We start from the raw sequence: 24107 nt of genomic DNA on the forward strand, positions 1-24107 counted from the left end.
GACGTCAACAATGGAGAATGTAAGAGACCCTCGCGAGCACTATAATGAAGAGCCTCGCCACGATTTGATGGATGTCGTGTTCGGCTTTGGAGGCATGCTTGCTTTCATGACCGTTGTATTCGCGGTAGCCGTTATCGTGAAATTCATCATCTCTTAGTACATAAGAGAGACTGAAAAAGCTCCGCACATCATGTGCGGAGCTTTTTATCATTCGATCATCCTATTGAGCGGCTCTCAACGATTCTCCGTCTGCGACGCCGCTAGTCTTCGCGCGGGCGCTTGCCGAAGGCTTGGAGGCTTCAGCTGGCGCTTGCTTCTGACCGGGATTATCGTAACGCGTTCTCTCCGTGCGGTCGATCTGTACGATCCGGCCATCGTGGACGGTAATGATGACTTGCCCGTACTGCAATCCGCTCACTTGATTCAAAATTCTTTCTTGCCATACATCATCCACTTCCAACGGTTTTGCCATTTGAATCCCCTCCAATTTGATATATTAAGTCGGATTAATAACGTTAGATTATGCCGCATTCAATGACTTGATGACGACTTCCATTCCACGATCGCCTTTACGATCAGCGTCAGTACAGCCAGCATCACGAGCAACGAAGCAACGGCGAATGCAGCGGAAAACTGATATTCATTGTACAGGATCTCAACATGGAGCGGCAGCGTATTCGTCTGGCCCCGAATATGGCCCGATACGACGGACACGGCTCCGAATTCCCCCATTGCCCGAGCGTTGCTTAAGATGATGCCATACAGCAAGCCCCACTTGATGTTCGGAAGCGTAACCTTCCAAAAGATTGACCAGCCTCTCGCCCCCAGACTCGCCGCCGCTTCCTCTTCCTGCACGCCCTGCGCCTGCATGAGCGGGATCAATTCTCGCGCCACAAACGGCACCGTTACGAATACGGTCGCAAGTACAATGCCCGGTATGGCGAATACGATCTGAATGCCCTGCTCGCCAAGCCAAGGTCCGAGATATCCCTGAGCGCCGAATAACAAAATGTAGACGAGACCGGCGATGACCGGCGATACCGCGAACGGCAGATCGATAAGCGTAATGAGGAAGTTTTTGCCCTTGAAGCTGAACTTGCTGATCGCCCAAGCAGCGGCGACGCCGAATATCGTATTGACGGGTACAGCAATCAGCGCAATGATGAGCGTAAGCTTCAGAGCGGACAAGGCGTCCGGCTCGATCAAAGCCTTGAAGTACATGTCCGCGCCCTTGCGGAACGCTTCGACGAATACGGATACGAGAGGCAGAACGACAACCAGCCCGATAAATAAGAGCGCTATGCCGATCAGCAGCCATTGTACTCCGCGTTGCTCGGTATTATGCTTCGGACGCTTGGCGTCCTCCTTCGATGTATAAACCGTAATGGCGCCTGCCATAGGTCATCTCCTCCTTTGAATGCGAATCAGCCGCCTGTGAAGGGTTGCGCCGCCTGTCATTTGGCGACGGCCCTTCTCTGCATATGCCATTGCAGCAAATTAATGATTAGCAGCAGGATAAACGATATGATCAGCATGACGGCAGCGATCGCTGTCGCTCCTGCGTAATCGTATTGCTCCAGCTTCGTCATGATAAGCAGCGGGGCGATTTCGGTTTTCAAAGGCATGTTGCCGGAGATGAATACGACGGAGCCGTATTCGCCAATGCCTCTGGCGAACGCCAGGGCGAACCCGGTCAGCAAGGCCGGCATCAATTCCGGCAGGATCACCTTCCGGAACGTCCGAAGCCGGTACGATCCCAGTGTTGCAGCCGCATCCTCAGTCTCTTTATCCAGGTCTTGGAGTACGGGCTGAACCGTCCGGACAACAAACGGCAATCCGATAAAAATAAGCGCAATCGTTATTCCGGCTTGTGTATAAGCGATCTTAATGCCAAGCGGATCAAGCAAGGAGCCGATCCAGCCGGTCTTGGAATAGATCGTCGTCAGGGCGATGCCCGCTACCGCTGTAGGAAGGGCGAAGGGGATATCGACCAGACTGTCGATGATCTTTTTGCCCGGAAAGCGGTAGCGAACGAGCACCCAGGCGACCAGCAAGCCGAATACGGCGTTGATGAGTCCGGCCCAGAGGGCCGTGCTGAAGCTGATGCGGTACGATGCCAGAACCCTTGGATTCGTCACCGCGCTCCAGAACTCGGCCCAAGTAAGCTCGAAGGTTTTGAAGAAAATGCCTGCTAGCGGGATTAAGACAATCAAGCTGATATAAAACAGCGTGAATCCAAGCGACAATCCGAACCCTGGCAGTACTCTGCGGTTTTTGGAACCTTTCATGAGAAGTCAGCTCCGCTCTCTCCCATATTGTTCATTACGAGCCTGGCGTGTAAATCTGATCGAATACTCCGCCATCGGAGAAATGCTTCGTCTGCGCTTCCGTCCAGCCGCCAAAATCTTCGTCAATCGTCAAGAGATCAAGTGCCGGGAATTGATCCTTGAATTCTGCCGCGACGGTCTCGTTCGTAGGACGGTAGTAGTTTTCACCTGCGATACGCTGTCCTTCCTCGGAGTACAGGTATTGCAGGTATGCCTCGGCCACTTCTCTTGTGCCACGGTCGTCAACCGTTTTGTCTACGATCGCTACAGGAGGTTCGGCCAGAATGCTAAGCGATGGATAGACGATATCGAATTTGTCCGGACCTAGCTCGTTAATGGACAGATACGCTTCGTTCTCCCAAGCAAGCAATACGTCGCCAATGCCGCGCTCTACGAAAGTCGTGGTGGAGCCGCGTGCGCCAGTGTCGAGAACCGGCACATGCTTGAATAGATCCGTTACGAATTGTTTGGCAGCCGCTTCGTCATTGTTGTTTTGCTGCAGTGCGTAACCCCATGCCGCGAGGTAGTTCCAGCGTGCGCCGCCCGATGTCTTCGGATTCGGCGTAATGACTTCCACGCCATCCTTCAGCAAGTCGTTCCAGTCCTGAATGCCTTTCGGATTGCCTTTGCGAACCAAGAATACGATCGTTGATGTATAAGGCGAGCTGTTCAGCTCATATTGCTTCTGCCATTCTTTGTCCAGCAGCCCTGTTTCGATCAGTGCGTCAATGTCATAGCCAAGGGCCAATGTGACGACATCGGCTTTCAGGCCGTCGATGACTGCTCTCGCCTGCTTGCCGGAACCGCCGTGGGATTGATCGATTTCAACCTTCTGGTTTTTCTCCGCTTGCCAGTAGGCGGCGAAGGCTTTGTTAAACTCTACGTACAGCTCGCGAGTCGGATCATAAGAGACGTTCAGCAATTTGACAGGAGGAAGCGGCTCTTTCTTGTCTTCCGCTGGCTGTGAAGCCGATGGCGAAGGCGATGATGCGTTCTCTTTATTTCCCCCGTTGTTCACTGTTCCTTTGTCGCCGCCGCAAGCAGCAAGCGTTAACGCGAATACGACAAATAAAATAATAGCTTGAATACGAACCGAAGTTTTCTTCATTTTTCTTGCACCCCTCATTTTCATTGGATGAGATAGGGCTTCGTCAACTCCGGTTCGTCCGGTCATTAAACATTATTCCTACCCGATTAGTTGGTTATGAATGCATATTACCAGCCATCCCCACCTCTGTCAACACAAATTTCGTTTTTTTGAAGAGTTCGATAAGTTTTCGTTATATAACTTTTCCTTCCAGAAAAAAAGCCTCCGCCGATTTGGGCGAAGACTTGGATATATGGGCATGTAATTGCGGTGTTCCTTAAGCTTGCGCTTCCTGCGGCTTACTTCCGTCCACGTTTGTTTTCTCCTGTAACCATGACCATCTCCACATACGGCCGGATGCGGTCCATGATCCGCTGTCCCTTGTGCAGCTCGTCGCCATCTTTGCTGGTAAAGCTGAAATGGCGCTCCAACGCTTCCAGATCATAATTGGATGTATAGAAGGTTGGCTTGCGCTCCATCCGGTAGTTCAGAATCGCGCCCAGCACATGGTCGCGCACCCACGGATTGAGGTTCTCCGCGCCAATATCATCGAAGATGAGCAAGTCCGTCGACTTCATCATCTCGACCGTTTCCTTCAGCTTAGCGGGATCATGCATCAGCACTTTAAGATCCTCTACGAAGTCAGGCATGTAGACGATAACGCCGGAGTGCCCCGCCTTCGCGAGCTCCTGAAGCAGGTAGCACATCAGGAATGTCTTGCCTGTGCCGAACCGGCCAGCCAGATATAGGCCTTCATGTCCAAGACCTTGTTCTCTTGTACGGTCGATATAACGAAGCACCTGGCCTACTGCCTTGGCCCGCTCCATGTCATTGGTTAATATCTCGTCCGAGGAGTATCCGCGGCGAAGCGCGGCATTGTCCACATAGAAGCTGCGAATCCGGCTGCGGATCGCTTCCTCGCTTTGTCTTGACAAAAACTTCTTGCAGGATACCTTCCGGTCATAGAGCTGGGTATGGCCGTTCATTGTCTCCGAGGAAAGCAGCGTATAATGCCCCTCATAGTCATTCGGACACAGGTCGAGTCCCGGACAATTGGTGCAATTCTGATATTCGGATACATATTGATAAACCCGGTTCAGGTTCAGCCGGATCTCTTCTTCTTTCACATCGGGATACTTCTCCCGCAGCTTGATGACGAGGGGGTCTCGCATCAGTTCCTTTAATTTGCGTTCTGCTTCCTCCGACAGGGATCTTCCTCCCGGAAATGACTTCAACAATTCGCCTAGCGATTCCATTTCTATCACCCCTCGTAAAGATCGTTATGATTGTCCGTCCAGCTTCCGCGCCAGACGGCGCAGCTCCTCCAGCTCATCGGCGGATACGGAGGCTGCCGAGTTCGCTTCCGAAACGATCGGAATGGACGGCTTGCGGGATGTGCCGCGCGAGTTGCCCCCTCGCGCCCCTCCTCTTGCGCCGCCAGCATAGGCACCGCCTGTCTCCTTCCGCCGCTCCTTATCCTGCTCAAGCTGCGCTTGCTCTCTCACATATTTGACCGCCTTCTCGAAGGTATCAATTCCCTTCATCAGCATGTTGGAGGCCACCGCATCGATGAACGTCTTGGTCACGCGTGCAGAGTCGCTTTCACCCAGCACGTAATGGATGAGTACATTAATAACCGGAGGCGCCAGCCGGTAATTGAGATCGATTCGCTCGAAGATGAGATCGACCCAATCCGGAACAGCTCCCGGGAAGAAGCGCTTCAGGAAACGGGTATGCGGTTCATTGCGCATCAGCATATTGTACTGCTGAATATCGCAGCGGCCCTTCAGTTGATTCGGCACAGGAAGATAGTCCTGCTCCTGGACTTCGAACTCTTCGTCCGGCTCATCATCGTCCTCCGGTTCTGCCGAATCGGTATGAATCGACGTATGGGCCAGCGTGCGCTGTCTCTCTCCCTCACGCTTCTTGTCCTGTCTGTATAGCTGATTCGCTCTTAGCTGAAGCTCGTCCATATTCACTTCGCCGTCTTCCGTGAAAGCTCCGTCCTCATCCAACAGACGGCACAAGTTGACGATCGACAAGTTATATTTGTACGCCACGTAATTGATCTGCGCGAGACCTTCCGCATCCTGTCTCAGACGTTCGACATAAGTCCGATTGGCCGAATTGCGCGGGAAGCGAATAATCAGCTCCCCATAAGGGATGCCCGCTGAAGCCAGCTCCGTGCGCGCTGACGATTGCCTTGTCGGCGCAACCTCGTTCAGCGCCTGCTCCAGCTCCGTATCAAAGGATTGCGGATTCAGCTTGAACAGCTCATAGAACGGCATCGAAATGTTTTCCTTCGTAAATTGCGCATGCGCCAGCTCATCGGGCTCGCTGGAGCCGAACGCTTCCCTGAGCGCGATGACGGCGTATTTGCCCACCTTGTCCCGCAGCAGCATGGACAGATGCATGTTTTGGAAAAACTCAGCAGCTGAGAGCGGCTGAATAAGCTCGTATTCGTAGATAACATCGGCATGCTCCGGCACGCCAAGACGGGAGGTCGAGAGCAGACCGACCGCCTCCAGCTTGGAAGCTTGATCGATGATGTAACGGCGGCTCTTCTCGTTCATCTCAAGACCAAGCCCCAGGAACAGCTTGCGATGCGGCTCCAGGGAGGAATATCCGCAGCGGTCATCGGCAATGCCGTGATAGAGCTGCTGGTACATCGAGATGGCGAACGCGCCGATCATTGGCTGATAGATTAACGACAACATTTTATAATGAAGGCTGCTTAACGAGAAATCCCGAAATATGTAATAACGGTGATGTTCCGTAAATTGCATAATATGATTGATGCGCATCGCACCGACTCCATCCTTATCTTTATCTCTACTATTCTAGCATACAAAGGGACAAGTTTGGCGAATCGGACAAATAGAAAAATCCCCCGTAAGAGGGATTTGGAGATTAAAACATTTTATAGCCGCCTTTGCGCAGCGCATTGATGGCCCAGCCGCTTACGTACGCCCCGATCATGGCGCCGATAATAGGCAGATAGTAGATCGTCGTATATGTACCTATATTATCTAATGTCGGGTTTGACGCTGCGTCCCAAGGCGACCATATGAGCAGTCCGATCAGGACGATGGCAAACAAGATCATCGGAAACCAAGTCGTCTTGAGCAACATGTTCAGAATAAAGCCGATACCGAACATCATGACAAAGAACAGAACCGTCGCCACTGCGGCTTGGACGATCATAATGACTATGTCTGGCATTCCAATAGCTCCTTTCAAGCTCTCCGCTTACGTTATGCGCCAATCTGCGCATAAACATTGACTTTATTAGTTTAATGAAAGCGGCATCCGAAGTCAATCGACATAGCCCAAATGTCACAAGTCCGTCATTTGCTCATTCCGCAGACGTTAGATACAATATATAGAAGCTTAAATTAGGAGCTGAGAGGAGTTTTTCCCTATGAGTGAAGCCGCACAGACATTAGAGGGCTGGTACGCCCTTCATGATTTTCGCAGTATCGACTGGACCGCTTGGCGCCTAGCCGACGAGGGTGAGCGCAAGCGCGCACTGGACGAGCTGCATACTTTCCTAGGCCAGTGGTCTGCGATTGAAGAGCAGAAGCTCGGCAGCACAGCTGTTTACTCCATTGTTGGACAGAAAGCCGACTTCGTCTTCATGCATCTGCGTGAAACGCTGGAGGAACTGAATGAAATGGAGACGGCGTTCAACAAAACGACGTTCGCCAGCTTTACGTATCCGGTTCATTCCTACGTCAGCATCGTAGAGCTCAGCAATTACATGGGACAACCTGGCTCGGACCCGCTGCAGAATCCGGAAATCGTCGCCAGACTGAAGCCGATTCTTCCGAAGTGGAAGCACATCTGCTTCTATCCGATGAACAAGCGCCGCTCCGGCAACGACAACTGGTACATGCTGAGCATGGACGAGCGCAAGGCGATGATGCGCAGCCATGGCATGATCGGCCGTCAATATGCAGGCAAGGTCAAGCAGATCATTACCGGCTCCGTTGGCTTCGACAATTGGGAGTGGGGCGTCACGCTGTTCGCGGACGACGCACTTCAATTCAAGAAGCTTGTCTATGAGATGCGCTTCGATGAGGTGAGCGCACGATTCGGCGACTTCGGCGACTTCTATGTCGGCAACTTCCTGGACGAAGAAAAGTTCGAGAAGCTGCTTTCGGTATAAGCGCCTTATTTTCATAGTAAGAGCTCTGAATAAGAACAGGTCCGTTGAACGCAGCGGGCCTGTTCTTTTTTATGCTGCTCTGGCTGAACATTCTAGCATGGACAGCTGCATGACATATGCTCACGAAAACACAAAAAAGGCTTTCACCGGCAGCAATTGCACGGCGAAAGCCTTTATCATTATTCCTCTTCGTCCGATTCCGCACCAAGGCGTTTGGACTCCAGATACTCTTGCGTCGCTCTGTCGCGCTCGCGGCCCTTGTCCTTCAGCCGCTCAATCGCGGGCTGGATCAACAGGTCGATTTCCTTCTGCACCGTATAAGCAAGGTCATAGCGGGTTTGCGACTCCAGATAGGAACCAACCTCGATCAAGGCATTGTAACGATCCAGTTCATCTCTCGTCAATAAACCGCGGACTTGTACGCTGCAGTGTCTCATTACAGGAACTTACCTTTTTTCAGAACGAGCGGAATGCCGCCGATAATGAACAGGTAACGGATATCGATCATTTTTTTCAGCCATGCAGCTACGCGGCCTTTGTATTTCTTGCCGAAAGCGATGCCGATTGCTTCGCCTTTACCAAGCGACGCCACTGTACCCTTGTTGGAGAATACAAATGTCTTCAGCGGCTGGTTGCGGATCGAAGCGACCAGGTTATGCGCGCATACAACGCCTTGTTGCATTGCGATTTGCGCTGTCGGCGGGTATGGACGTCCTTCCGGGTTGAACATCAGGGAGTTGTCACCTACGATGTAGATGTTCTCGCTGCCAGGGCAACGCAGGAACTCGTCAATTTTCACACGGCCGCGCATCGTCTCGAAGCCAGCTTCCTCGATCAGACGGTTGCCGCGGATACCGCCAGTCCAGATGACCGTAGCGGATTTGATTTCTTCGCCTTCGCCGACTACGACGCCTTCAGGCGTGCACTCTTTGATAGCTGTGCCGATGCGGAACGTAACGCCTTTCTTCTGCAGCACATCCATGCCGTATTGCACAAGCTCCGGATCGAAGCCTGGCAGAGCGGTTGGGGCAGCTTCGATGTTGTAGATTTTCACCAGGGAAGGATCTACGTCGAATTGCTTGCAGAGCTCAGGAATGCGGTCGGACAATTCGCCTACGAACTCGATGCCTGTAAAGCCGGCGCCGCCAACGATGAACGTCAGGTAGTCCGTGCGATGCGGCTCGCGTTTGTAACGAGCAAATTGATATTCGATATGTTCGCGAATCAGGCGAACGGAGTTAATGCTGCGAATATTCATTGCGTTCTCAGCCAGACCTGGAATGCCGAATGTTTCCGGCTCGCCGCCAAGGCCGATAACCAGGTAATCGTACGACAATGTGCCGTCTTCGAGGATGACTTTTTTGTCTTGCGGACGGATTTGAACAACAGTCGATTTAACGAAATCGATTTTGAATTCATCAATCAGCTTGGAGATGCTTACACGTGCGTTCTCCGGGTTGTCTGTACCCGCAGCCGGCATATGAAGATGCGTCGTAATGTAGTGGTAATCATGCTTGTTCACCAACGTTACGTCCGCTTCATTATAATTTAGTTCTTTCTGCAGACGGAGCGCCGTCAGCACGCCGCCGTAACCGGCGCCAAGGATAACAATTTTCGGTATGTTGCTCATCGTAGAATCCCATCCATTCCTCATTTTCTTTTGATTGGCGATATAAAAATCCCCCGCTTGCATAAAGCGAGTTCGCTTAACAAACCATTTTATAGGCCGAACCCCACGCATGTTCATCCAAAAGAATGTGAAAAATTACACAAACTCATTCAAAAAATAATGCTCTTATGAAGTTTGCGCTTGAAAAAGCACATTTATCACATCGATTCGAATGTTATTCGCCGAAATCCGACATCATTTGCCAATATTCCGGGACGGTGGATATCATCAATATACATCAGACATATTACAGACTTTTCACAAAAAGTTCAAGGGTAATTTTAACGAAAAACTTTAGAGTCTTGCACAATTAAAAGATTACCATCTCTGCAAGCGAAGCATTATAATGGGTTACGTAAAGGATTTTTTGCAGGAGGTGCTTATGAAAATGATAAACGCGCAATCATCTACACATACGGTTGATATCTTGATTATCGGCGGCGGCCCAGCTGGCATGTTCGCTGCATTCTATGGCGGGATGCGTCAGGCCTCGGTGAAGATCATCGAGAGCATGCCCCAGCTTGGCGGGCAGCTAGCCGCATTATATCCGGAGAAATATATTTATGACGTAGCAGGATTTCCGAAGGTAACGGCTCAGGAGCTTGTGGACCGATTGAAGGAGCAGATCGATCTGTTCAAGCCCGAAGTATGCCTGGAGGAGAAAGTTATAGGGGTAGCCAAACATGATGAACGGCTATTCGAAGTAACGACCGATAAGGGGAAGCATTATGCCAAGGCCGTCATTATTACGGCAGGCGTCGGAGCGTTCGAGCCCCGCAGGCTGGAGCTGCCGGAGGCATCCCGCTTTGAAGGGAAGAACCTGCATTATTTCGTCAGCGATCTTAGCCGCTTCAAAGACAAGCGTGTACTTATAAGCGGAGGCGGCGATTCCGCCGTCGATTGGTCACTTATGCTGGAGCCGATCGCGAAGAGTGTCACGCTCATTCATCGCCGCGATAAATTCCGCGCTCATGAGCACAGTGTTGAGAACCTTATGAATTCCACTGTGAATATCATCACCCCAACGGAGATTACGGAGCTGCTTGGCGAAGACACGATAACCGAAGTGACGCTGAGCGATGTGAAGACGAAGGAATTAAAGAAGCTTGAAGTGGATGATGTTATCGTCAACTTCGGGTTTGTATCCTCTCTAGGCCCGATTGCCGAATGGGGGATTAACATTCAGGGCGGTTCCATTATCGTCGACACGAGAATGGAGACGAACATTCCTGGCATCTTTGCCGCTGGCGACATCACGACCTATCCCGGCAAGCTGAAGCTGATTGCGGTGGGCTTCGGTGAAGCGCCAACGGCGATCAACAACGCCAAGGTCTACATTGATCCTAGCGCGAAGCTCTCGCCGGGACATAGCAGCAACATGAAGCTCTAATCGCATGTAAAGTTAACAGAAGGGTATCCTATACTTGGTTAAGCGGATTGCAATAAACGCCAATCTTAAGCCAAGGAGGATACCCTTATGTTATGCCCCGTATGCAACGGGATTGTCGACTTGCAAGTTCCTTGTCTTTCCTGCGGTGGAACGGTAACGGATTGCGGCCGCTTGTCCGATTGGACTGGACCTTATGCGCCTTATGAGCCGGCTGATGCTCAAGCTGTAAGCTCGGCTTTATCGATGCAATCTGAGGCTGGCTGCTGTCATGCGGTATACTGCCCAAGCTGTCAGCAGACAAGTGAGGCTATTGTTACGCAGTGGGAATAATCATTCGATGATGCAAGTGCAAAGCAGGTTATTTGCATATAAAGTATGTTAGCTAGTTCTCCGAAGAACCCGCCTCATCCATAATCACCTACCGTTGGGTTACGCTGTATGTTTGTGCGAGGACAGTTCTACGCCACGACGTTTCATCTCGACAGCCAGCATTCGGATAAATTCCGGATCAAGCCTATATTCGATCGCGGCGTAATAGGTGTCCACAAGAAGCTCGTCAGATAAGGTATCCATAATATCTCCTCCTTCACCTTCTACTATTTTTTACACCAAACTCGTATAGTTAAAACGTTTTAATAGCCACGTGGGATTTACAGTTTTTAGTGTAGCATCGTCCTAGAACCGAAACAACAGACCATCTTATGCACACAGGCATGTGGATACCTTGTGAATGGGATGTGTATAGACCTTAAATTTCCAGTGTTTTCAGTATGGATAATGTGGATAGGGTTATCCACACCCCGTTGAAGTCTCTAAAACTATAAAAAACTTTAATAGCCTTTTCTTACTCTATCAACTTAATATTTTAATGTCATTAAATGGTAGGGTTCTTAATTAGCTTATTTATCTGCCCCTTAGTTAGACATGTGCGTGTAATACTGGCGGTTTACATGGCATGAGAGCAGATAGCCTCTGATCGCTTGCTATGACAGGGTTTGCGCGTTTGTCAGTTACTTAAGTGCTTCCTTTTATGCCTTTCATTCGACACATGACTACCTGGATTGACGCCCTTCTCCAGCTGACTATGCGACGTTAGCACGTTAAAGTGATTTTTCGATAAAGCGCGCTGTTTTTTCGACTGCTTTCGTCTCCGCGAGCGCAGCTTCGAGCTTTTAAGCCGAGTTTTTTCGGCTTGCAGCTGCCGTGGCGCGAACGTTCTCACCCTAAGCCGAGTTTCTCGGCTTGCAGCTGCCGTGGCGCGAACATTCTCACCCTAAGCCGAGTTTCTCGGCTTGCAGCTGCCGCGATGCACACATTCCCGCCTCTAAGCCGAGTTTCTCGGCTTGCAGCTGCCGTGACGCACACATTCCCGCCTCTAAGCCGAGTTTCTCGGCTTGCAGCTGCCGTGGCCCATACATTCCCGCCTCTAAGCCGAGTTTCTCGGCTTGCAGCATTCTTGGGCAAGTAACAGAAGGAGGAAACTCGAGTAAACCGTAAACATAGATTTAGTTACAATTAGTCGCAATGACAACCAACAATACGGAGCATCAGGCATACGTGAAGCATATGTGGAGTCAAGCAAACATGTGGCATTCAGGCATGCGTGGAGCATACGTAGAGCTAGGCAATCGTGAAGCATTCAGGCATCCATGGAACATCCGTGGAGCCAAGCAAACGCGAAGCATTCAGTCCGAGTACAAAGTCCGATCACACGCAGAAGCGCCTTGTCGGCTGAACGCCTACCCCCCAACACGAAAGAGGGCTGTCCCCCTGTCATGTTGGCATGACTGAGAGGACAGCCCTGTTCTTCTGGCGTCAATGCGGTCTCGTATTAACCTCGAAGATCCATATCTTGCCTTGGCGGTCAATGCCGTAGTCGAAGCCCAAATGCGAGATGCCAGGATACCGCTGCTCCAGTACTCTCGTCGCCATCACGGTGATTTCCCGCATTTTGCTCTTTTTGGACTTCACATGAGACGGGCCAAGCGAGGATCTGATTCCTTCCCCTGCCAGCACCATGCGTCCGCCTTGACTCAGGTTCGTAACGAATAAACCGGGTCTCGCAATACGACCTACGAGAGACCGATACTCCCAGCGGCCAAACGACTTGACGTATTTGACCCTGTAATCGATAGGCCTTCCGTTCACCGTCGCCAATGAAATTCCCTTCTGTATCAAATAGTACCGCTTGCTCGTTCTTGAACGAAGCGCGCCTGCCAGCGCATCAAAACTCCCGTACCTGGACGTCCGGGCCCGATGCGTGAATGAGTAGCCCCCGTCGCCGGTTCTCGACACTTTAATGACCCCGCTGCCGCCAGAGCCGACGATCGGCTTGATCACGACCATTCCATGAGCGTTCAGCATATGCCGAAGCTGCTGTGGAGAATACTTGCTAGTCGGCGGGACATGGGACGCAAGTCCGGGATGAGAGAGAAGCGCTTCCGTTTTGGCCCACTTGCTGGCCAGCTGCCTTCCCGAGTGGTTAGCCAATGCTACCAATCTCCTTTCCTATCGCCTTCTCTCTATCATATGGCGATAGCAGCCTTCCCTCTTGGATGAATGTCGTAGGTAGTCGCGGGAAAAGCGGACAGTCCCACTGCCTTCAGGCAATGGGACTGTCCATGATCCATCTATTTATCGACTTATTAATCCGACTTTTGCTCCAGGGCAGCCTTCAGCTTATCCGCGAGGCTGTTCGTCAGAGGCGCATTGTCGCTGAACTGCTGAATGAGCTTCTGCTGCTCTCTTTTGTTGACGCGTCCGCCATCTTTGTCGCCAAGCATTTCGATGACATTGCATCGGCGGCATTGCGCATACTTGCCAGCCTTGCCGTCATGCATCTCCATCTTTTTATGGCATTGCGGACAACGTTTGTTCAGCAGGATCGGCTCAGTCGAGCGGCGGTACCCGCATTCGCGGTCAGGGCACTGCAGCGACTTGCCGCGCTTGCCATTCACCTCCAGCATCCGCTTGCCGCATTCCGGACAGCTGGAGTGAGACAGATTATGCGGCTTGTATTCCTTCGTCTCCGCTTTCACTTCCCCGATCCACTTCTGCGCCTGCTGGCGAATGCCCCTCATGAAAGCGGCTGGATCGCCTTTACCTTTCGCAATAAGCTCCAGCTCGTGCTCCCACTTCGCCGTCAGCTCGGGACTACGCAGCTCCTCTACGACCAGCTCAATCAATTGCTTGCCCTTCCCAGTCGGAACGAGTGAATTTCTCGTGCGCTCAATCGTGTCGGTAGAGAGCAGCTTCTCGATAATATCCGCCCGTGTCGCCGGTGTGCCGAGGCCATGCTTCTCCATTCGTGTAAGCAGCGATGCCTCCGTGTATCGGGCTGGCGGCAGCGTGCGCTGCTCCTTCACGCCCGTGCTCTTGACCGGCAAGGTCTGCCCCTCCGCTAGCGTCGGCAGCAATTGCGCTTGCTGGCGCTCCTCGTTCGTCCGGCTTGCGCCGCTATCGGAATCATCATCTTCATCATCTTGATGCGAGGCGTGACTATCCTGATAAATCTCTCTCCAGCCCTTGTCCTTCTCCGTCTTTCCTTTGGCATAGAACCGCTGGCCGCCCGCTTCAAGCGTCACGCTTGTCTCGTCAGAGCGGTACGGTCCGTAGAACAGCGCAATGAATCGCCGAACGATCAGATCGTAGAGCCGTCTCTCGTCGCTCGTCAACGCTCCCAGATTCACATATTGCTCTGTGGGAATAATCGCGTGATGATCGGTCACCTTGCTGTCATCTACGATCCGCTTCGTTACAGATAGCGGCGTGCGAAGCAGCTTGCGCGCAAGTGCCGCATAAGGTCCTACTGCTACACTCTCCAGCCGACCTTTAAGCGTAGGAACCATATCGCTGGACAAATAACGGGAATCCGTCCGCGGATACGTGACCAGCTTATGCGCCTCGTAGAGCTTTTGCAGCACATTGGAGGTTTGCTTGGCCGAGAAGCCGAGCTTCCGGTTCGCATCGCGCTGCAGCTCAGTCAGATCGTAAGCCTGCGGGTGAGGTTCCGAACGTTCGGCGGTGCGAAGCTTCACAACCTTGGCCGAGCCGGCCTCGATCGCCTTCGCCGCCACTTCCTCCGCGCGTTCCTTCTTCCAGGCTCTGCCGTCGTGGCCGTCCTGCTCGCGCCATTGCGCACCGAAGCTTCCGAATCCCGCTTGCACCGTCCAATACGGCTGGGACTGGAAGTCGGCAATCTCCCGCTCCCGCTCCATCAGCATGGAGAGCGTCGGCGTCTGTACGCGTCCCGCCGCCAGCTGCGCATTGTATTTGCTCGTCAGCGCTCTGGTCATATTGAGACCGATAATCCAGTCGGCCTCCGCCCGGCAGACTGCCGAGGCGTACAACGCTTCGTAATCCTTGCCCGGCTTCAGCCGCTTGAAGCCATCTTTGATCGCGCCGTCCGTCTGCGACGAAATCCAGAGCCGCTTGACCGGCTTGCGCCAGTGCACAAGCTCCATAATCCAGCGGGCAACAAGCTCGCCCTCGCGGCCTGCATCCGTCGCGATAATCAATTCATTAATATCATTGCGCTTGAACAGCTGCGAGACAGCCCGGAACTGATGCGACGTTTCCTTCAGCACCTTCAGATTCATTTTGGCCGGCAGCAGCGGCAAGTCTTCCAGGTTCCATGTCTTATATTTCCCATCGTAATCCTCCGGCTCCGCCAGCGTCACCAGATGGCCGAGCGCCCACGTTACGACGTAAGCGGGTCCTTCGATATAGCATTTCTGCTTGGTTGTACAACCAAGCACTCTGGCGATTTCCTTCGCCACGCTAGGCTTCTCCGCCAGCACAAGTGATTTCATGCCCTTCTCCCCAATCCCATATCATATGGTGACACGATACCATAGGGAGCAGCGCCCGCGCAACGGCGCAGCCGCTCTTATTCGAGCAATCGCAGGCTTTCCGGCTCCTAACAAAAGCACTCTTCTTACCGCAGCATACGCCCCGCCAGACCTCACTGAGTCTCAACCGCTGCACGCTGCCTGTTGAACACCGGAGGCCAACTCAGATACGTTGCCGCCCGCCAGATCCACTCCAATGGTCCCATCGCAAAATAATGAAGCCACACCGAACTTGCGATTAATTGGATCAGATAAATGCCCAGGCACAGCCACAAGCCATCTACCCAGTTCGCCGTCCCTTCAAGCCCCAGCCATTGACCGGCTAGCAGGACCAGCACTGTTTGACCAATATAATTCGTAAGCGCCATCCTCCCCACCGCCCTCATCGGGTCTAGCAGCTCGCGAATTGGCTTGATCTGAAGCAGGAGCAGCACCAGCGCCATATAGGCGATAGCGACCAGCGGTCCTACTAGCAGTCCTGCCTTCAAATATTGATTGGCCTGTTCCAGCTGCGGATCGCCCGTACCTTCCATCATAACGGGAATGAACGGCTCGCTTGGCGCCAGTCCGTATTGGTACTGAAGGGCCGCTGCCGCCACCGCTACCAGCACTACAGCCGTAATCTCAAACATCCGGCGCCTCTCCCGAATCCGTTGGAACAACCTGAGCTGTCCCGCCGCTACCCCAAGCAGCATGAATGGAATCGGCATCAGCACCTTGGCGCCAAGCGCCGCGAATAACCCAAGCAGTACCGCACCAAGCGCCACATTCACCCACCGATTCACCTTATAGAACGGGAGCAGCAGCAAGCCGCATATCGCATAGATCATCAGCGCCTCTCCGGGATGGTAGATCGAATGAACATATCCGAACCCGAACAACACCGCGATACGAATAAGGAACAGCAGAAACCCGTTGCGCCCTTTGTCACGGGCACGCATAACAAACAAATAAAATCCGATTCCGAACAAAAACGAAAATATGCTGAAAAACCGGGCTTCAGCAAGCAAATAAAGCAGTCGCTGGTACAACTCGCTCCCAGTGCCCGGCTCAGGCAGGGACAAGTGTAGCAGCGCGGTCACGTTCATCAGCAGGATGCCAAGCAGCGCAAATCCCCGCAAATAGTCCAATTCATCGATCCGATTATATGACATAATCCATCTTTCCTCCGTCCATTGAGCTAAGCCCAGTATACGGCCCGGCATGCGCCGTTATCCATCGATTTTCCGTACAGCATACATGACATTTTTGTAAGGTTGCTCTCCACCCCGGATACCGCAACGGCATCCATATGATAAGTTCGTAAAGGCCTCATATCCGCCGCTTCCCGATCGTACATTTATTCAGGGCAGGAAGCCCCTCGCAGCGCCCTTCCCGGCCCATTCTAGCAGATTAGCATCCGCCCGTCCGACTATGCTATAGTAGGAGCATTCCTTCTTGCTAGAGCATCTATTTTTCATAAAAAGGAGCTTGGTCCACCCATGAATGTGCGTGCTGTTTTTTCGATTATCGGATTTCTCGCTATTTATGGCGCGCTGGCGGGCTATATCGGCTGGAACGGCTGGCTATTCCTGTCCCAAGTGACAGGATGGGAGAGCGCTATCCTCTATAGCTGTATCATCGCTCTGCTCGCACTTGGCTATATCGCCGGCAGACTGGCGCAGTCCGCGCCGCTGGATTGGCTGACTACCCCGCTGAAGTTCATTGGCTCCTATTGGCTGGGACTGCTGCAATATTGCATTTTGCTGTTTCCGATTGCGGATATCGCGGGACTATTGCTGAAGTGGGGCGGCGCGGGAGCGGACATCTATATTACGGCTGTCGGAGGAGTCGTCCTCTTGCTGTTGATCATATTGCTCGCGCTTGGCTCGCGCAACGCATGGTCTCCCGTCATTCGAACCTATCAGATTCGCATTCCGAAGACGGCGGGCAATCGCCGGAAGCTAAAGATCGCAATGGCCTCCGATCTGCATCTGGGTACCGTGATCGGCAATAATCATTTGCGCAAGCTGCTCCGCAAGGTGGAGGAGATTAACCCGGATATCATCTTGCTTCCCGGCGATATTCTGGACGACGACCTGGCTCCGTTCCTCAAAAAAGGGATGAAGCATGTTATCGGACAGCTGAAAGCGCCGCTTGGCGTCTATGCCGTAACTGGCAATCATGAATATTACGGCGGCAAGGTTCCCGAATTCATCGCCGAGATGAACAGCATCGGCATTCGGGTGCTGATGGACGAAACCGTCATGATCGGGGATGAATTTGCGGTAGTCGGCCGCAAGGACAAAGCCGTCGGCAGCCAGAATGGCGGACGGCTGAGCATCAAAGAGCTGGTGGAGCCGCTTGACCGCTCGCTTCCCGTTATTATGCTTGACCATCAGCCGTCCGATCTGGCGGCTGCGGCTGACAACGGGGTTGACCTTAGCCTGTCCGGCCATACGCATAGAGGACAGCTGGCGCCGAATCACCTCATTACAAGACGAATGTTCGAGCTTGACTGGGGGTATTTGCGGAAGGGCGGCCTGCATGCGATCGTATCCTCCGGCTTCGGCTTCTGGGGACCGCCGCTTCGAATCGGAAGCCGCTCCGAGGTACTGCGGATTGACGTTGAATTTGATGATGCCACAGCGAAGGCTTAATGTGATCTCAGAATCCATCGCTGATTAGCCCGCGCCGATTCTATTGACCGAACCAACCAAAAACCTCCGCTTCTACCAGATCGGCAGAAGCGGAGGTTTTGTTGTATGGGTATACCTTATATTTATTAAAGCATCCCTGCCCGCTCCTAGCCTGTTTTCCTGGAACGGTACAGCAAATAAATAAAGAACGGCGCGCCAACCGCTGAGGTGAATACGCCCACCGGGATGTCATACGGCAAAAATACGGTTCTGCCAATCAGGTCAGCTGCGGCAACCACGATAGCGCCGATCAGCGCACTTACCGGCAGTACCCGGTGAATGACCGGCCCGACGAGACGTCTCGCCATATGGGGCGCAATAAGCCCGACAAATCCAATAGAACCGCCAATCGCGACCGCAGAGCCGGCAAGCGCGACGCTCAGCGACACTAGCAGCAGCCTATGGCGCTGCAAGGGCGAGCCGATGCCGATCGCAAGCTCATCCCCTAGCAATTGGGCATGCAAGTTGCCTGTGTTGAAATACAAGATGATACCAAACACTGCAAGCCACGGAGCAAGCACCGCGACATCTCCCCAGGAAGAGCCGTAGATGGTACCCGTCAGCCATATGTAAGCTGACGTTGCGGAATACGTGGTGCTGAACGTCAGCAGAAACGACGTCCCTGCCGACAGCAGTGAAGCGACTCCAATGCCGACCAGCACCAGGCGGAGCGAATCCGCGCCCTTCCGCCAGGCCAGCACGTATACAAGCGCGGATGCGCAGAAGGCGCCGATGATGGCAGCCAGAGGCAGCAGCTCGCGGCCAAATGTTCCTGCCAGCACGGTCAGGAACAACACGGCGCCCAGCGAAGCGCCTCCCGTTATGCCGATGACATCCGGCGCAGCCAGCGGATTGCGGATGACAGCCTGCAAGATGGCGCCTGATATCGCCAAGGCCGCGCCTACGAGCAAGGCAATGACAAGCCGCGGCGCCCTAAGCGTCTGTACAATCAGAACATCCTCGTCCAGCCCCCGTCCCCATAACCCCTGCCATACGCGGTGAATGCCGATAAAGCTGTCGCCAAGCATTAGGTATAAGATGGATAATCCGATCGCAATGAGCGAAAGCGAAAGCATGGCCCGCGCTGCAGCATTTCGTTTGGTGCCCCGCTTGCCTGCGGCAGCACCATGAAGTGGTGCATTCATAGCTTCGCACGCCCCTTCCGTGCGAGATAGATGAAGAACGGCGCTCCGAGAACAGCCGTCATGATGCCCACCGGCACCTCCAGCGGGAAAATAATAAATCGCGCTGCCAGATCCGCGAGCAAGAGCAAGCTTGCCCCAAGTACGGCGCTATAGGGCAGCAGCCATCGGTAATCCAGGCCCGCAATGCCTCTTGCTACATGAGGGACAATAATGCCGATCAGGCCGATCGGCCCCGCTACTGCGACAGCACTGCCCGCAAGCAGGATTACAATCAGTCCGGCAGCCACCTTCATCAGCGTCATGTTCTGTCCGAGCCCCTTCGCCGACTCTTCTCCCATCGCCATGATATTCCACTGCCTGGACAAGGCGAGCGCAAGCAGCCAGCCAGCACCCATATAGGGGAGCACAGGCAAAAGCATCTCCGTCGTACGGCCCGCTACGGACCCCGCTATCCAGAACAGGACATCCTGCAGCCCGCTTTCATTGCGTACGAGCATGCCTTGCGTCAATGAAGCGAATAATGCGGTCATGGCGGAGCCCGCAAGAATAATTCGCAGCGGCGAAAGCCCCTCTCTCCCTACGGAGCCCAGCACATAGACAGCAGCCGCCGCGACGGCTGCGCCGAAGAATGAAATCCACATCAGAGGCTCCGTCTCCCGGATCGAGAACAATGTAATCGCAGCCACAACGGCTAACGAAGCGCCGGCATTGATGCCCAGCACACTTGGAGACGCAAGCGGATTGCGGGTTACGCTCTGCAGAATAGCGCCCGCCAGAGCCAGCGAGCCGCCTACCGAAGCGGCAATCAACGCCCTGGGCAGCCTCGCCGTTCGGGCGACGACCTGATTCATTTCCCCCTCATCATAGCTGATCATGGAAGAGACGATATCGTTCCAGCTGATCGAGACAAATCCGTACCTCATGCTTGCTATGAAGCTGACCGCCAGCAACAGCAGTCCCACAAGCAGTCCTGCGCTGCGATAGACATTGCTTCTAAGCTTCCTTCCCATAACCTTGTTCCTTCCTCCCCTGATGCGAAACACGCAACAAAAGAATGGGCTGAACAGCCCATTCTTTCATTGGCCTTGCTTATGTGTATTTGGGTATTATTCCAGTCCGAAGTAGAAGTACAGATCATCCAGCATCAGCTTAGCTGCCAGAGCACCGCCGGACAGATTCCAAGTTACAGAATTGACTTTGTAATACTTGTTGTTTTTAACGGCATTCAAGTTTTTCCACAGTGCACTGCTGGTCCATGTTTTCTGATGCTGCAGAATCGCACCGTCGCCATCCCAGTCTGTCGTGAAGTCAAAGATATAGTCACCGTCGAGCAAACTGATTTGTTCCGTCGAGGCTACAGGAATGATTTCCTCGCCTGTCGCCAGCTGCGCTTTCGGAGTCGAGAAGCCCAGCTCCTTGAAGATTTTGTAGGCAAAGCCCGTATTATAGGCACGTGCCGTACCATTCGGGTTAACACGGATAATAGAGATCGCTGCGCCTTTATCTTTCGCAGGGAGCTTGCGTTTGAAATCGGCAACTTGCTTCTTCCAATCCGCCAGGAATGAAGCGGCAATATCTTCTTTATTCAATACTTTGGACATCACTTGCAGATTGTCTTGCCAATCAGCCAGATCCTTCGTCACAATAGTCGGAGCGATTTTGTTCAGCTGCTTATAGATGCCTTCATGACGGTCTTTTGTGGCGATAATAACATCCGGCTTGAGGGCAACAATCGCTTCTACATTCGGCTGCGTCTCGTCGCCAAGCGTTTTCACGCCGATCAGATTGGAGCGGATGTATTCATAGAACGGCTGTTGAATATACGATTCAACCGCACCTACCGGCTTCACTTTAAGCAGGACAGAGATATCGACGCCGCCATTGAACAATACGACTACGCGCTTTGGAACGCTGCTTAGCGTCGTGCTGCCAAGGTCATGCTTGAAGGTACGCTTTGTCTCCAGTACAGCTGTGGAAGAAGATCCGTTCCAGGTTACCCATACGCCCAGCGATTCGCCTACGAAGCGAAGCGGCACAAGCAGCGTTCCGCTTACGTTCAGCGGAGCGGCATCCAGCGTTACAGCCGAGCCGTTAATGCGGGCCGACTTGCTGCCTTGCGTCAGCTCGATCGTTTGACCGCTCTTTTTGATCGTAGCTTTTTTGCTCTTCGCGTCATAGCTTACTGTTCCGCCCAGCGCTTCCGCGATAGCGCGGTAAGGGACGAGCGTGCGTCCGTTCTCAATGCGGGGATTTACACTATATGATTGCTTCTTGCCGTCGATCGTTACGCTGACAGTTTTGCCTGCGGCAACCGCTGCCGTAGCCGGTACGAGACCAACGACAAGCGCCACCGCCAATAGCAGGGATAATAATTTTCTTCTCATCATTTTGTTCACAATCTCCTAACCTATCATTAATTTGTCAAAGCGGGCTTCACATCGCGAAAGCCTTGGTACAGGGAATAATCCAAATCAATCAGCCGCGTCTTGTCCCATTCCGAAGCAGCGACCTCCTCCAGCACGCCGCCCAGATCTGCTTCGATCTGCTGCAGCTTCTCCGGCTGCGCGCTTGCCGCTTTCTCGCTGAGCGACTTCCAGAGCGCCGCCATGCGTTCAGCCTGGCGAACGGCTTCGTCGCGGTCATCAGACTCTACCGCTGATTTGAACGTCTTGATCAAGCCGGACAATTCTTCCGCCGCAAGTAGCACATCGTCTATCTGGGCAGCCTCTATTAGGGCCAGTCGATCCTGCTTGCTATCGGTCTGCGCGCCGCCATCGGCGACGACCGCGCCCGGCTCCGTCTTCGTATCCGAAGCGCCTGCGCTGCAGCCAGTCAAGAGGAAGACAACCAACATCATGAGCATTATGTAGCGAATCGTTCCACAACCTCCAAACTCCATGTGAATGATAATCATTTTCATTACCTATTGTACCTAGCCCGTTTTTCGTTTCCCATACACGATATTGCCCGATTCGCATGGACAAAAATTTCAAACGATTCAGCCACTCTATATTCTGCTTGTCAGATTTCTATTGCCGCCCAACCAATATATTGCTAAAATTGTGAGTGATAATAATTATCAATATCATATTATACTTCTGCGCCTATTATCGCACTTCTAATAGCAAAGGACTGCCGTGCCATGAACCCCCGTTCTTATTTCTCTTGCTACCCGCTTCATATCTCGACTTATCATTATAAAGAAGGTTTTCGCTCGGAGCCCCAGCAGGCGGAGCACGGCTTGATTGGCATCGTGCAGAGCGGAGCCGGCATGCTGTTCCTGAGCAATGGCCGCTCCTGTCCGCTGCAGGAAGGCTCCTTCTTCTTCGCCCAGCCCGGCGCCATCAGCTTCGAGCTGATGGCTGATCCCGGCGGCAGCCTCAAGCTCAGTCTGGTCCATTATGCAGCCGCACAGCTGGATGAGAATCGACTGACGGCTGGCGGGTATGAGCTCGTCCAAGGCGATCATTGCTCCTACCGCGCCGCTTCCGCGCAAACGGAGTCTCTTCTCTCCAATCTGCGTCTGGCGCTGAATGAATCCGGCGTGATCGGCGATATGCGCAAGCAGCTTGCCCTATATGAGCTGCTGCTGCATCTGGACGCTCATCAGCATGCACCGTCGCGGGCAGGCACCGATTCCATTCAGACGACAATCGAATATATGGAGCGCCGCTTGGCCAAGCCGCTCCAGATCAGCGAGCTGCCAAGACTGGCGGGGATGACGCCAAGCTCCTATTGCCGGGCGTTCAAGAAGCTGACCGGCTTGTCTCCCGGCAGCTATCTGACCAAGCTGCGCATGCTGAAGGCGAAGGAGCTGATGACCGACAAGCAGGCATCGCTGCGCGATATCGCCGTCAGTGTCGGCTATCAGGACGAGCTCTACTTCAGCCGCGTCTTCAAGAAGACGGAGGGTATCTCCCCGTCCGTCTACCTGAAGCGCCGCGACCGCAAGATCGCCGTCGTAAGCAGTCTTGCGCTGCAAGACCACTTGCTGGCGCTGGGCATTCTGCCTATCGCCGCTCCAAGCTTTCCGACCTATCATTTGACTCCGTCGGGCTTCCCAAGCTATCTGCATGAGCGGTTAGCCGGCACAGTCCCGCTCAATGCGGAGAATCCGATCCGATCCAGCGATGTCGTGCCGCTGGGACCGGATCTTATTCTGCGCACCAAGCTCAGGCATGATCTTGGCGACAAGCATTGGGGCGAAGAGGGCAGCGCCATTCTCATCGACCATTCGACCAGCTGGGAGCATTACTTCCGTGCGATTGCCAGCCGGGTTGACCGGATGGCGGAGGCGGAACGCTCGATCCGCGCCATGTCTGTGCTGGAGCAAGAAGCGAGGCGCAAGCTGGAGCCGGTCACGAAGCAAGGCAAATGGACAATCATCCGGCTGCTTCCCGGCAATTGCCGCATTTATGGGGTGAAGGAGCATGCATTGACGGACTTGTTCTATGGAAGACTCCAATTCCAGGCGGAAGAGCGGATCAGCCACGGCACCTACCTGGAAGACGCTTTCGAGCAGCTGGTAGAATGGGACCCGGAGCAGCTCCTCGTCATCTGGAGCGAAGAGCCCGTCATTCATCAGTTCAGCGCCGATCCCCGCTGGCAGCAGCTGAGAGCCGTCAGAGAGAACAGAGTCTATTATCCTGACAGCAGGGAATGGGACCCTTGGGGGCCGATCGGACGGGAGCATATGATCAAAGCGATGGTTCGTTTTTTTGTAAAGCTGTAGCTGTGAGGGGATCTTCTATTAGGCAGTTGTAAAGGACGAACGCGTTCGAATGGGGACGGCG

General features: G+C 53.3%; 23 protein-coding genes. 6 read left to right on the forward strand and 17 right to left on the reverse strand.

Features of this window, described 5'->3' with window-relative positions; translation table 11 throughout:
• Window positions 1–10: 10 nt before the first annotated feature.
• A complete protein-coding gene (locus ACFVSO_RS00300) occupies window positions 11–157 on the forward strand; it encodes a YqzM family protein (RefSeq protein WP_119800723.1) in 147 nt (48 codons plus the stop codon).
• Window positions 158–220: 63 nt separating this feature from the next.
• On the opposite strand, the gene ACFVSO_RS00305 is transcribed toward ACFVSO_RS00300, so the two are convergent.
• From ACFVSO_RS00305 to ACFVSO_RS00335, 7 genes are all read right to left on the reverse strand, one after another.
• Window positions 221–472, reverse strand: a complete 252-nt coding sequence (locus ACFVSO_RS00305) for a YezD family protein (RefSeq protein ID WP_387468897.1) — start codon at window positions 470–472, stop codon at window positions 221–223.
• A 59-nt stretch (window positions 473–531) separates the two neighbouring features.
• Window positions 532–1398 (reverse strand): sulfate ABC transporter permease subunit CysW, encoded by an 867-nt coding sequence (gene cysW, locus ACFVSO_RS00310; protein ID WP_387468899.1) that lies wholly within the window; start codon window positions 1396–1398, stop codon window positions 532–534.
• 56 nt (window positions 1399–1454) lie between these two features.
• Window positions 1455–2288, reverse strand: coding sequence for a sulfate ABC transporter permease subunit CysT (gene cysT / locus ACFVSO_RS00315; protein ID WP_387468901.1), 834 nt, complete (start codon window positions 2286–2288; stop codon window positions 1455–1457).
• A gap of 34 nt (window positions 2289–2322) precedes the next feature.
• Window positions 2323–3435, reverse strand: coding sequence for a sulfate ABC transporter substrate-binding protein (locus ACFVSO_RS00320; RefSeq protein ID WP_387468903.1), 1113 nt, complete (start codon window positions 3433–3435; stop codon window positions 2323–2325).
• Window positions 3436–3713: 278 nt separating this feature from the next.
• The gene (gene dnaI / locus ACFVSO_RS00325; RefSeq protein ID WP_387468905.1) at window positions 3714–4670 is read right to left on the reverse strand and encodes a primosomal protein DnaI; all 957 of its coding nucleotides are present in this window, start codon (window positions 4668–4670) and stop codon (window positions 3714–3716) included.
• 24 nt (window positions 4671–4694) lie between these two features.
• Complete coding sequence (locus ACFVSO_RS00330; RefSeq protein WP_387468907.1) at window positions 4695–6218, reverse strand: replication initiation and membrane attachment family protein; 1524 nt, start codon at window positions 6216–6218, stop codon at window positions 4695–4697.
• A gap of 106 nt (window positions 6219–6324) precedes the next feature.
• The gene (locus ACFVSO_RS00335) at window positions 6325–6636 is read right to left on the reverse strand and encodes a YuiB family protein (protein ID WP_387468909.1); all 312 of its coding nucleotides are present in this window, start codon (window positions 6634–6636) and stop codon (window positions 6325–6327) included.
• Window positions 6637–6835: 199 nt separating this feature from the next.
• Here ACFVSO_RS00335 and hemQ point away from each other — a divergent pair, with 199 nt between their 5' ends.
• Window positions 6836–7582, forward strand: a complete 747-nt coding sequence (hemQ, locus tag ACFVSO_RS00340) for a hydrogen peroxide-dependent heme synthase (RefSeq protein WP_387468911.1) — start codon at window positions 6836–6838, stop codon at window positions 7580–7582.
• 179 nt (window positions 7583–7761) lie between these two features.
• Here the strand turns inward: hemQ and ACFVSO_RS00345 are convergent, their stop codons facing one another.
• Together ACFVSO_RS00345 and ACFVSO_RS00350 are read right to left on the reverse strand one after the other, a co-directional pair.
• Complete coding sequence (locus ACFVSO_RS00345; RefSeq protein WP_387468913.1) at window positions 7762–8019, reverse strand: hypothetical protein; 258 nt, start codon at window positions 8017–8019, stop codon at window positions 7762–7764.
• Window positions 8019–9212, reverse strand: coding sequence for an NAD(P)/FAD-dependent oxidoreductase (locus ACFVSO_RS00350; RefSeq protein WP_119800831.1), 1194 nt, complete (start codon window positions 9210–9212; stop codon window positions 8019–8021). The genes ACFVSO_RS00345 and ACFVSO_RS00350 overlap by 1 nt, the downstream gene beginning before the upstream one ends.
• A 427-nt stretch (window positions 9213–9639) precedes the next feature.
• Between ACFVSO_RS00350 and ACFVSO_RS00355 the strand changes: the two genes are divergently transcribed.
• Window positions 9640–10641 carry an NAD(P)/FAD-dependent oxidoreductase gene (locus tag ACFVSO_RS00355; RefSeq protein ID WP_387470494.1) on the forward strand — a complete coding sequence of 334 codons (1002 nt, stop codon included), beginning with the start codon at window positions 9640–9642 and terminating at the stop codon, window positions 10639–10641.
• 87 nt (window positions 10642–10728) lie between these two features.
• A complete protein-coding gene (locus tag ACFVSO_RS00360) occupies window positions 10729–10971 on the forward strand; it encodes a hypothetical protein (protein ID WP_387468916.1) in 243 nt (80 codons plus the stop codon).
• A gap of 99 nt (window positions 10972–11070) precedes the next feature.
• On the opposite strand, the gene ACFVSO_RS00365 is transcribed toward ACFVSO_RS00360, so the two are convergent.
• The 4 genes from ACFVSO_RS00365 to ACFVSO_RS00380 form a co-directional block, all read right to left on the reverse strand.
• Entirely contained in the window at window positions 11071–11214 is a 144-nt protein-coding gene (locus ACFVSO_RS00365; protein ID WP_387468918.1) for a sporulation histidine kinase inhibitor Sda, read from the reverse strand.
• 1242 nt (window positions 11215–12456) lie between these two features.
• Window positions 12457–13131: a YheC/YheD family protein gene (locus tag ACFVSO_RS00370; protein WP_387468920.1), complete on the reverse strand. Its 675-nt coding sequence runs from the start codon at window positions 13129–13131 to the stop codon at window positions 12457–12459.
• A 155-nt stretch (window positions 13132–13286) separates the two neighbouring features.
• Window positions 13287–15452: a DNA topoisomerase III gene (locus tag ACFVSO_RS00375; protein WP_387468922.1), complete on the reverse strand. Its 2166-nt coding sequence runs from the start codon at window positions 15450–15452 to the stop codon at window positions 13287–13289.
• Window positions 15453–15604: 152 nt separating this feature from the next.
• Complete coding sequence (locus tag ACFVSO_RS00380; protein ID WP_387468925.1) at window positions 15605–16645, reverse strand: DUF418 domain-containing protein; 1041 nt, start codon at window positions 16643–16645, stop codon at window positions 15605–15607.
• Between the two features lie 327 nt (window positions 16646–16972).
• Between ACFVSO_RS00380 and ACFVSO_RS00385 the strand changes: the two genes are divergently transcribed.
• The gene (locus tag ACFVSO_RS00385; protein WP_387468928.1) at window positions 16973–18130 is read left to right on the forward strand and encodes a metallophosphoesterase; all 1158 of its coding nucleotides are present in this window, start codon (window positions 16973–16975) and stop codon (window positions 18128–18130) included.
• 146 nt (window positions 18131–18276) lie between these two features.
• On the opposite strand, the gene ACFVSO_RS00390 is transcribed toward ACFVSO_RS00385, so the two are convergent.
• From ACFVSO_RS00390 to ACFVSO_RS00405, 4 genes are all read right to left on the reverse strand, one after another.
• A complete protein-coding gene (locus tag ACFVSO_RS00390) occupies window positions 18277–19314 on the reverse strand; it encodes a FecCD family ABC transporter permease (protein WP_387468930.1) in 1038 nt (345 codons plus the stop codon).
• Window positions 19311–20324 (reverse strand): FecCD family ABC transporter permease, encoded by a 1014-nt coding sequence (locus ACFVSO_RS00395; protein WP_387468932.1) that lies wholly within the window; start codon window positions 20322–20324, stop codon window positions 19311–19313. The genes ACFVSO_RS00390 and ACFVSO_RS00395 overlap by 4 nt, the downstream gene beginning before the upstream one ends.
• Before the next feature lie 96 nt (window positions 20325–20420).
• Complete coding sequence (locus tag ACFVSO_RS00400; protein ID WP_387468934.1) at window positions 20421–21701, reverse strand: stalk domain-containing protein; 1281 nt, start codon at window positions 21699–21701, stop codon at window positions 20421–20423.
• Window positions 21702–21727: 26 nt separating this feature from the next.
• Window positions 21728–22234, reverse strand: coding sequence for a hypothetical protein (locus ACFVSO_RS00405; protein WP_387468936.1), 507 nt, complete (start codon window positions 22232–22234; stop codon window positions 21728–21730).
• Between the two features lie 222 nt (window positions 22235–22456).
• Here ACFVSO_RS00405 and ACFVSO_RS00410 point away from each other — a divergent pair, with 222 nt between their 5' ends.
• Window positions 22457–24046, forward strand: a complete 1590-nt coding sequence (locus tag ACFVSO_RS00410; RefSeq protein WP_387468938.1) for a helix-turn-helix domain-containing protein — start codon at window positions 22457–22459, stop codon at window positions 24044–24046.
• Window positions 24047–24107: the final 61 nt, after the last annotated feature.

Origin of the sequence: Paenibacillus sp. NPDC057967, assembly GCF_042887015.1 — a bacterium.
Classification (GTDB): domain Bacteria; phylum Bacillota; class Bacilli; order Paenibacillales; family Paenibacillaceae; genus Pristimantibacillus.

Excerpts from the sequence above, each read along its gene's own strand:
- ACFVSO_RS00300 (WP_119800723.1), top strand. The coding sequence starts at position 11 with ATGGAGAATGTAAGAGACCCTCGCGAGCACTATAATGAAGAGCCTCGC.
- ACFVSO_RS00305 (WP_387468897.1), bottom strand. The coding sequence starts at position 472 with ATGGCAAAACCGTTGGAAGTGGATGATGTATGGCAAGAAAGAATTTTG.
- cysW (WP_387468899.1), bottom strand. The coding sequence starts at position 1,398 with ATGGCAGGCGCCATTACGGTTTATACATCGAAGGAGGACGCCAAGCGT.
- cysT (WP_387468901.1), bottom strand. The coding sequence starts at position 2,288 with ATGAAAGGTTCCAAAAACCGCAGAGTACTGCCAGGGTTCGGATTGTCG.
- ACFVSO_RS00320 (WP_387468903.1), bottom strand. The coding sequence starts at position 3,435 with ATGAAGAAAACTTCGGTTCGTATTCAAGCTATTATTTTATTTGTCGTA.
- dnaI (WP_387468905.1), bottom strand. The coding sequence starts at position 4,670 with ATGGAATCGCTAGGCGAATTGTTGAAGTCATTTCCGGGAGGAAGATCC.
- ACFVSO_RS00330 (WP_387468907.1), bottom strand. The coding sequence starts at position 6,218 with ATGCGCATCAATCATATTATGCAATTTACGGAACATCACCGTTATTAC.
- ACFVSO_RS00335 (WP_387468909.1), bottom strand. The coding sequence starts at position 6,636 with ATGCCAGACATAGTCATTATGATCGTCCAAGCCGCAGTGGCGACGGTT.
- hemQ (WP_387468911.1), top strand. The coding sequence starts at position 6,836 with ATGAGTGAAGCCGCACAGACATTAGAGGGCTGGTACGCCCTTCATGAT.
- ACFVSO_RS00345 (WP_387468913.1), bottom strand. The coding sequence starts at position 8,019 with ATGAGACACTGCAGCGTACAAGTCCGCGGTTTATTGACGAGAGATGAA.
- ACFVSO_RS00350 (WP_119800831.1), bottom strand. The coding sequence starts at position 9,212 with ATGAGCAACATACCGAAAATTGTTATCCTTGGCGCCGGTTACGGCGGC.
- ACFVSO_RS00355 (WP_387470494.1), top strand. The coding sequence starts at position 9,640 with ATGATAAACGCGCAATCATCTACACATACGGTTGATATCTTGATTATC.
- ACFVSO_RS00360 (WP_387468916.1), top strand. The coding sequence starts at position 10,729 with ATGTTATGCCCCGTATGCAACGGGATTGTCGACTTGCAAGTTCCTTGT.
- ACFVSO_RS00365 (WP_387468918.1), bottom strand. The coding sequence starts at position 11,214 with ATGGATACCTTATCTGACGAGCTTCTTGTGGACACCTATTACGCCGCG.
- ACFVSO_RS00375 (WP_387468922.1), bottom strand. The coding sequence starts at position 15,452 with ATGAAATCACTTGTGCTGGCGGAGAAGCCTAGCGTGGCGAAGGAAATC.
- ACFVSO_RS00380 (WP_387468925.1), bottom strand. The coding sequence starts at position 16,645 with ATGTCATATAATCGGATCGATGAATTGGACTATTTGCGGGGATTTGCG.
- ACFVSO_RS00385 (WP_387468928.1), top strand. The coding sequence starts at position 16,973 with ATGAATGTGCGTGCTGTTTTTTCGATTATCGGATTTCTCGCTATTTAT.
- ACFVSO_RS00390 (WP_387468930.1), bottom strand. The coding sequence starts at position 19,314 with ATGAATGCACCACTTCATGGTGCTGCCGCAGGCAAGCGGGGCACCAAA.
- ACFVSO_RS00395 (WP_387468932.1), bottom strand. The coding sequence starts at position 20,324 with ATGGGAAGGAAGCTTAGAAGCAATGTCTATCGCAGCGCAGGACTGCTT.
- ACFVSO_RS00400 (WP_387468934.1), bottom strand. The coding sequence starts at position 21,701 with ATGATGAGAAGAAAATTATTATCCCTGCTATTGGCGGTGGCGCTTGTC.
- ACFVSO_RS00405 (WP_387468936.1), bottom strand. The coding sequence starts at position 22,234 with ATGAAAATGATTATCATTCACATGGAGTTTGGAGGTTGTGGAACGATT.
- ACFVSO_RS00410 (WP_387468938.1), top strand. The coding sequence starts at position 22,457 with ATGAACCCCCGTTCTTATTTCTCTTGCTACCCGCTTCATATCTCGACT.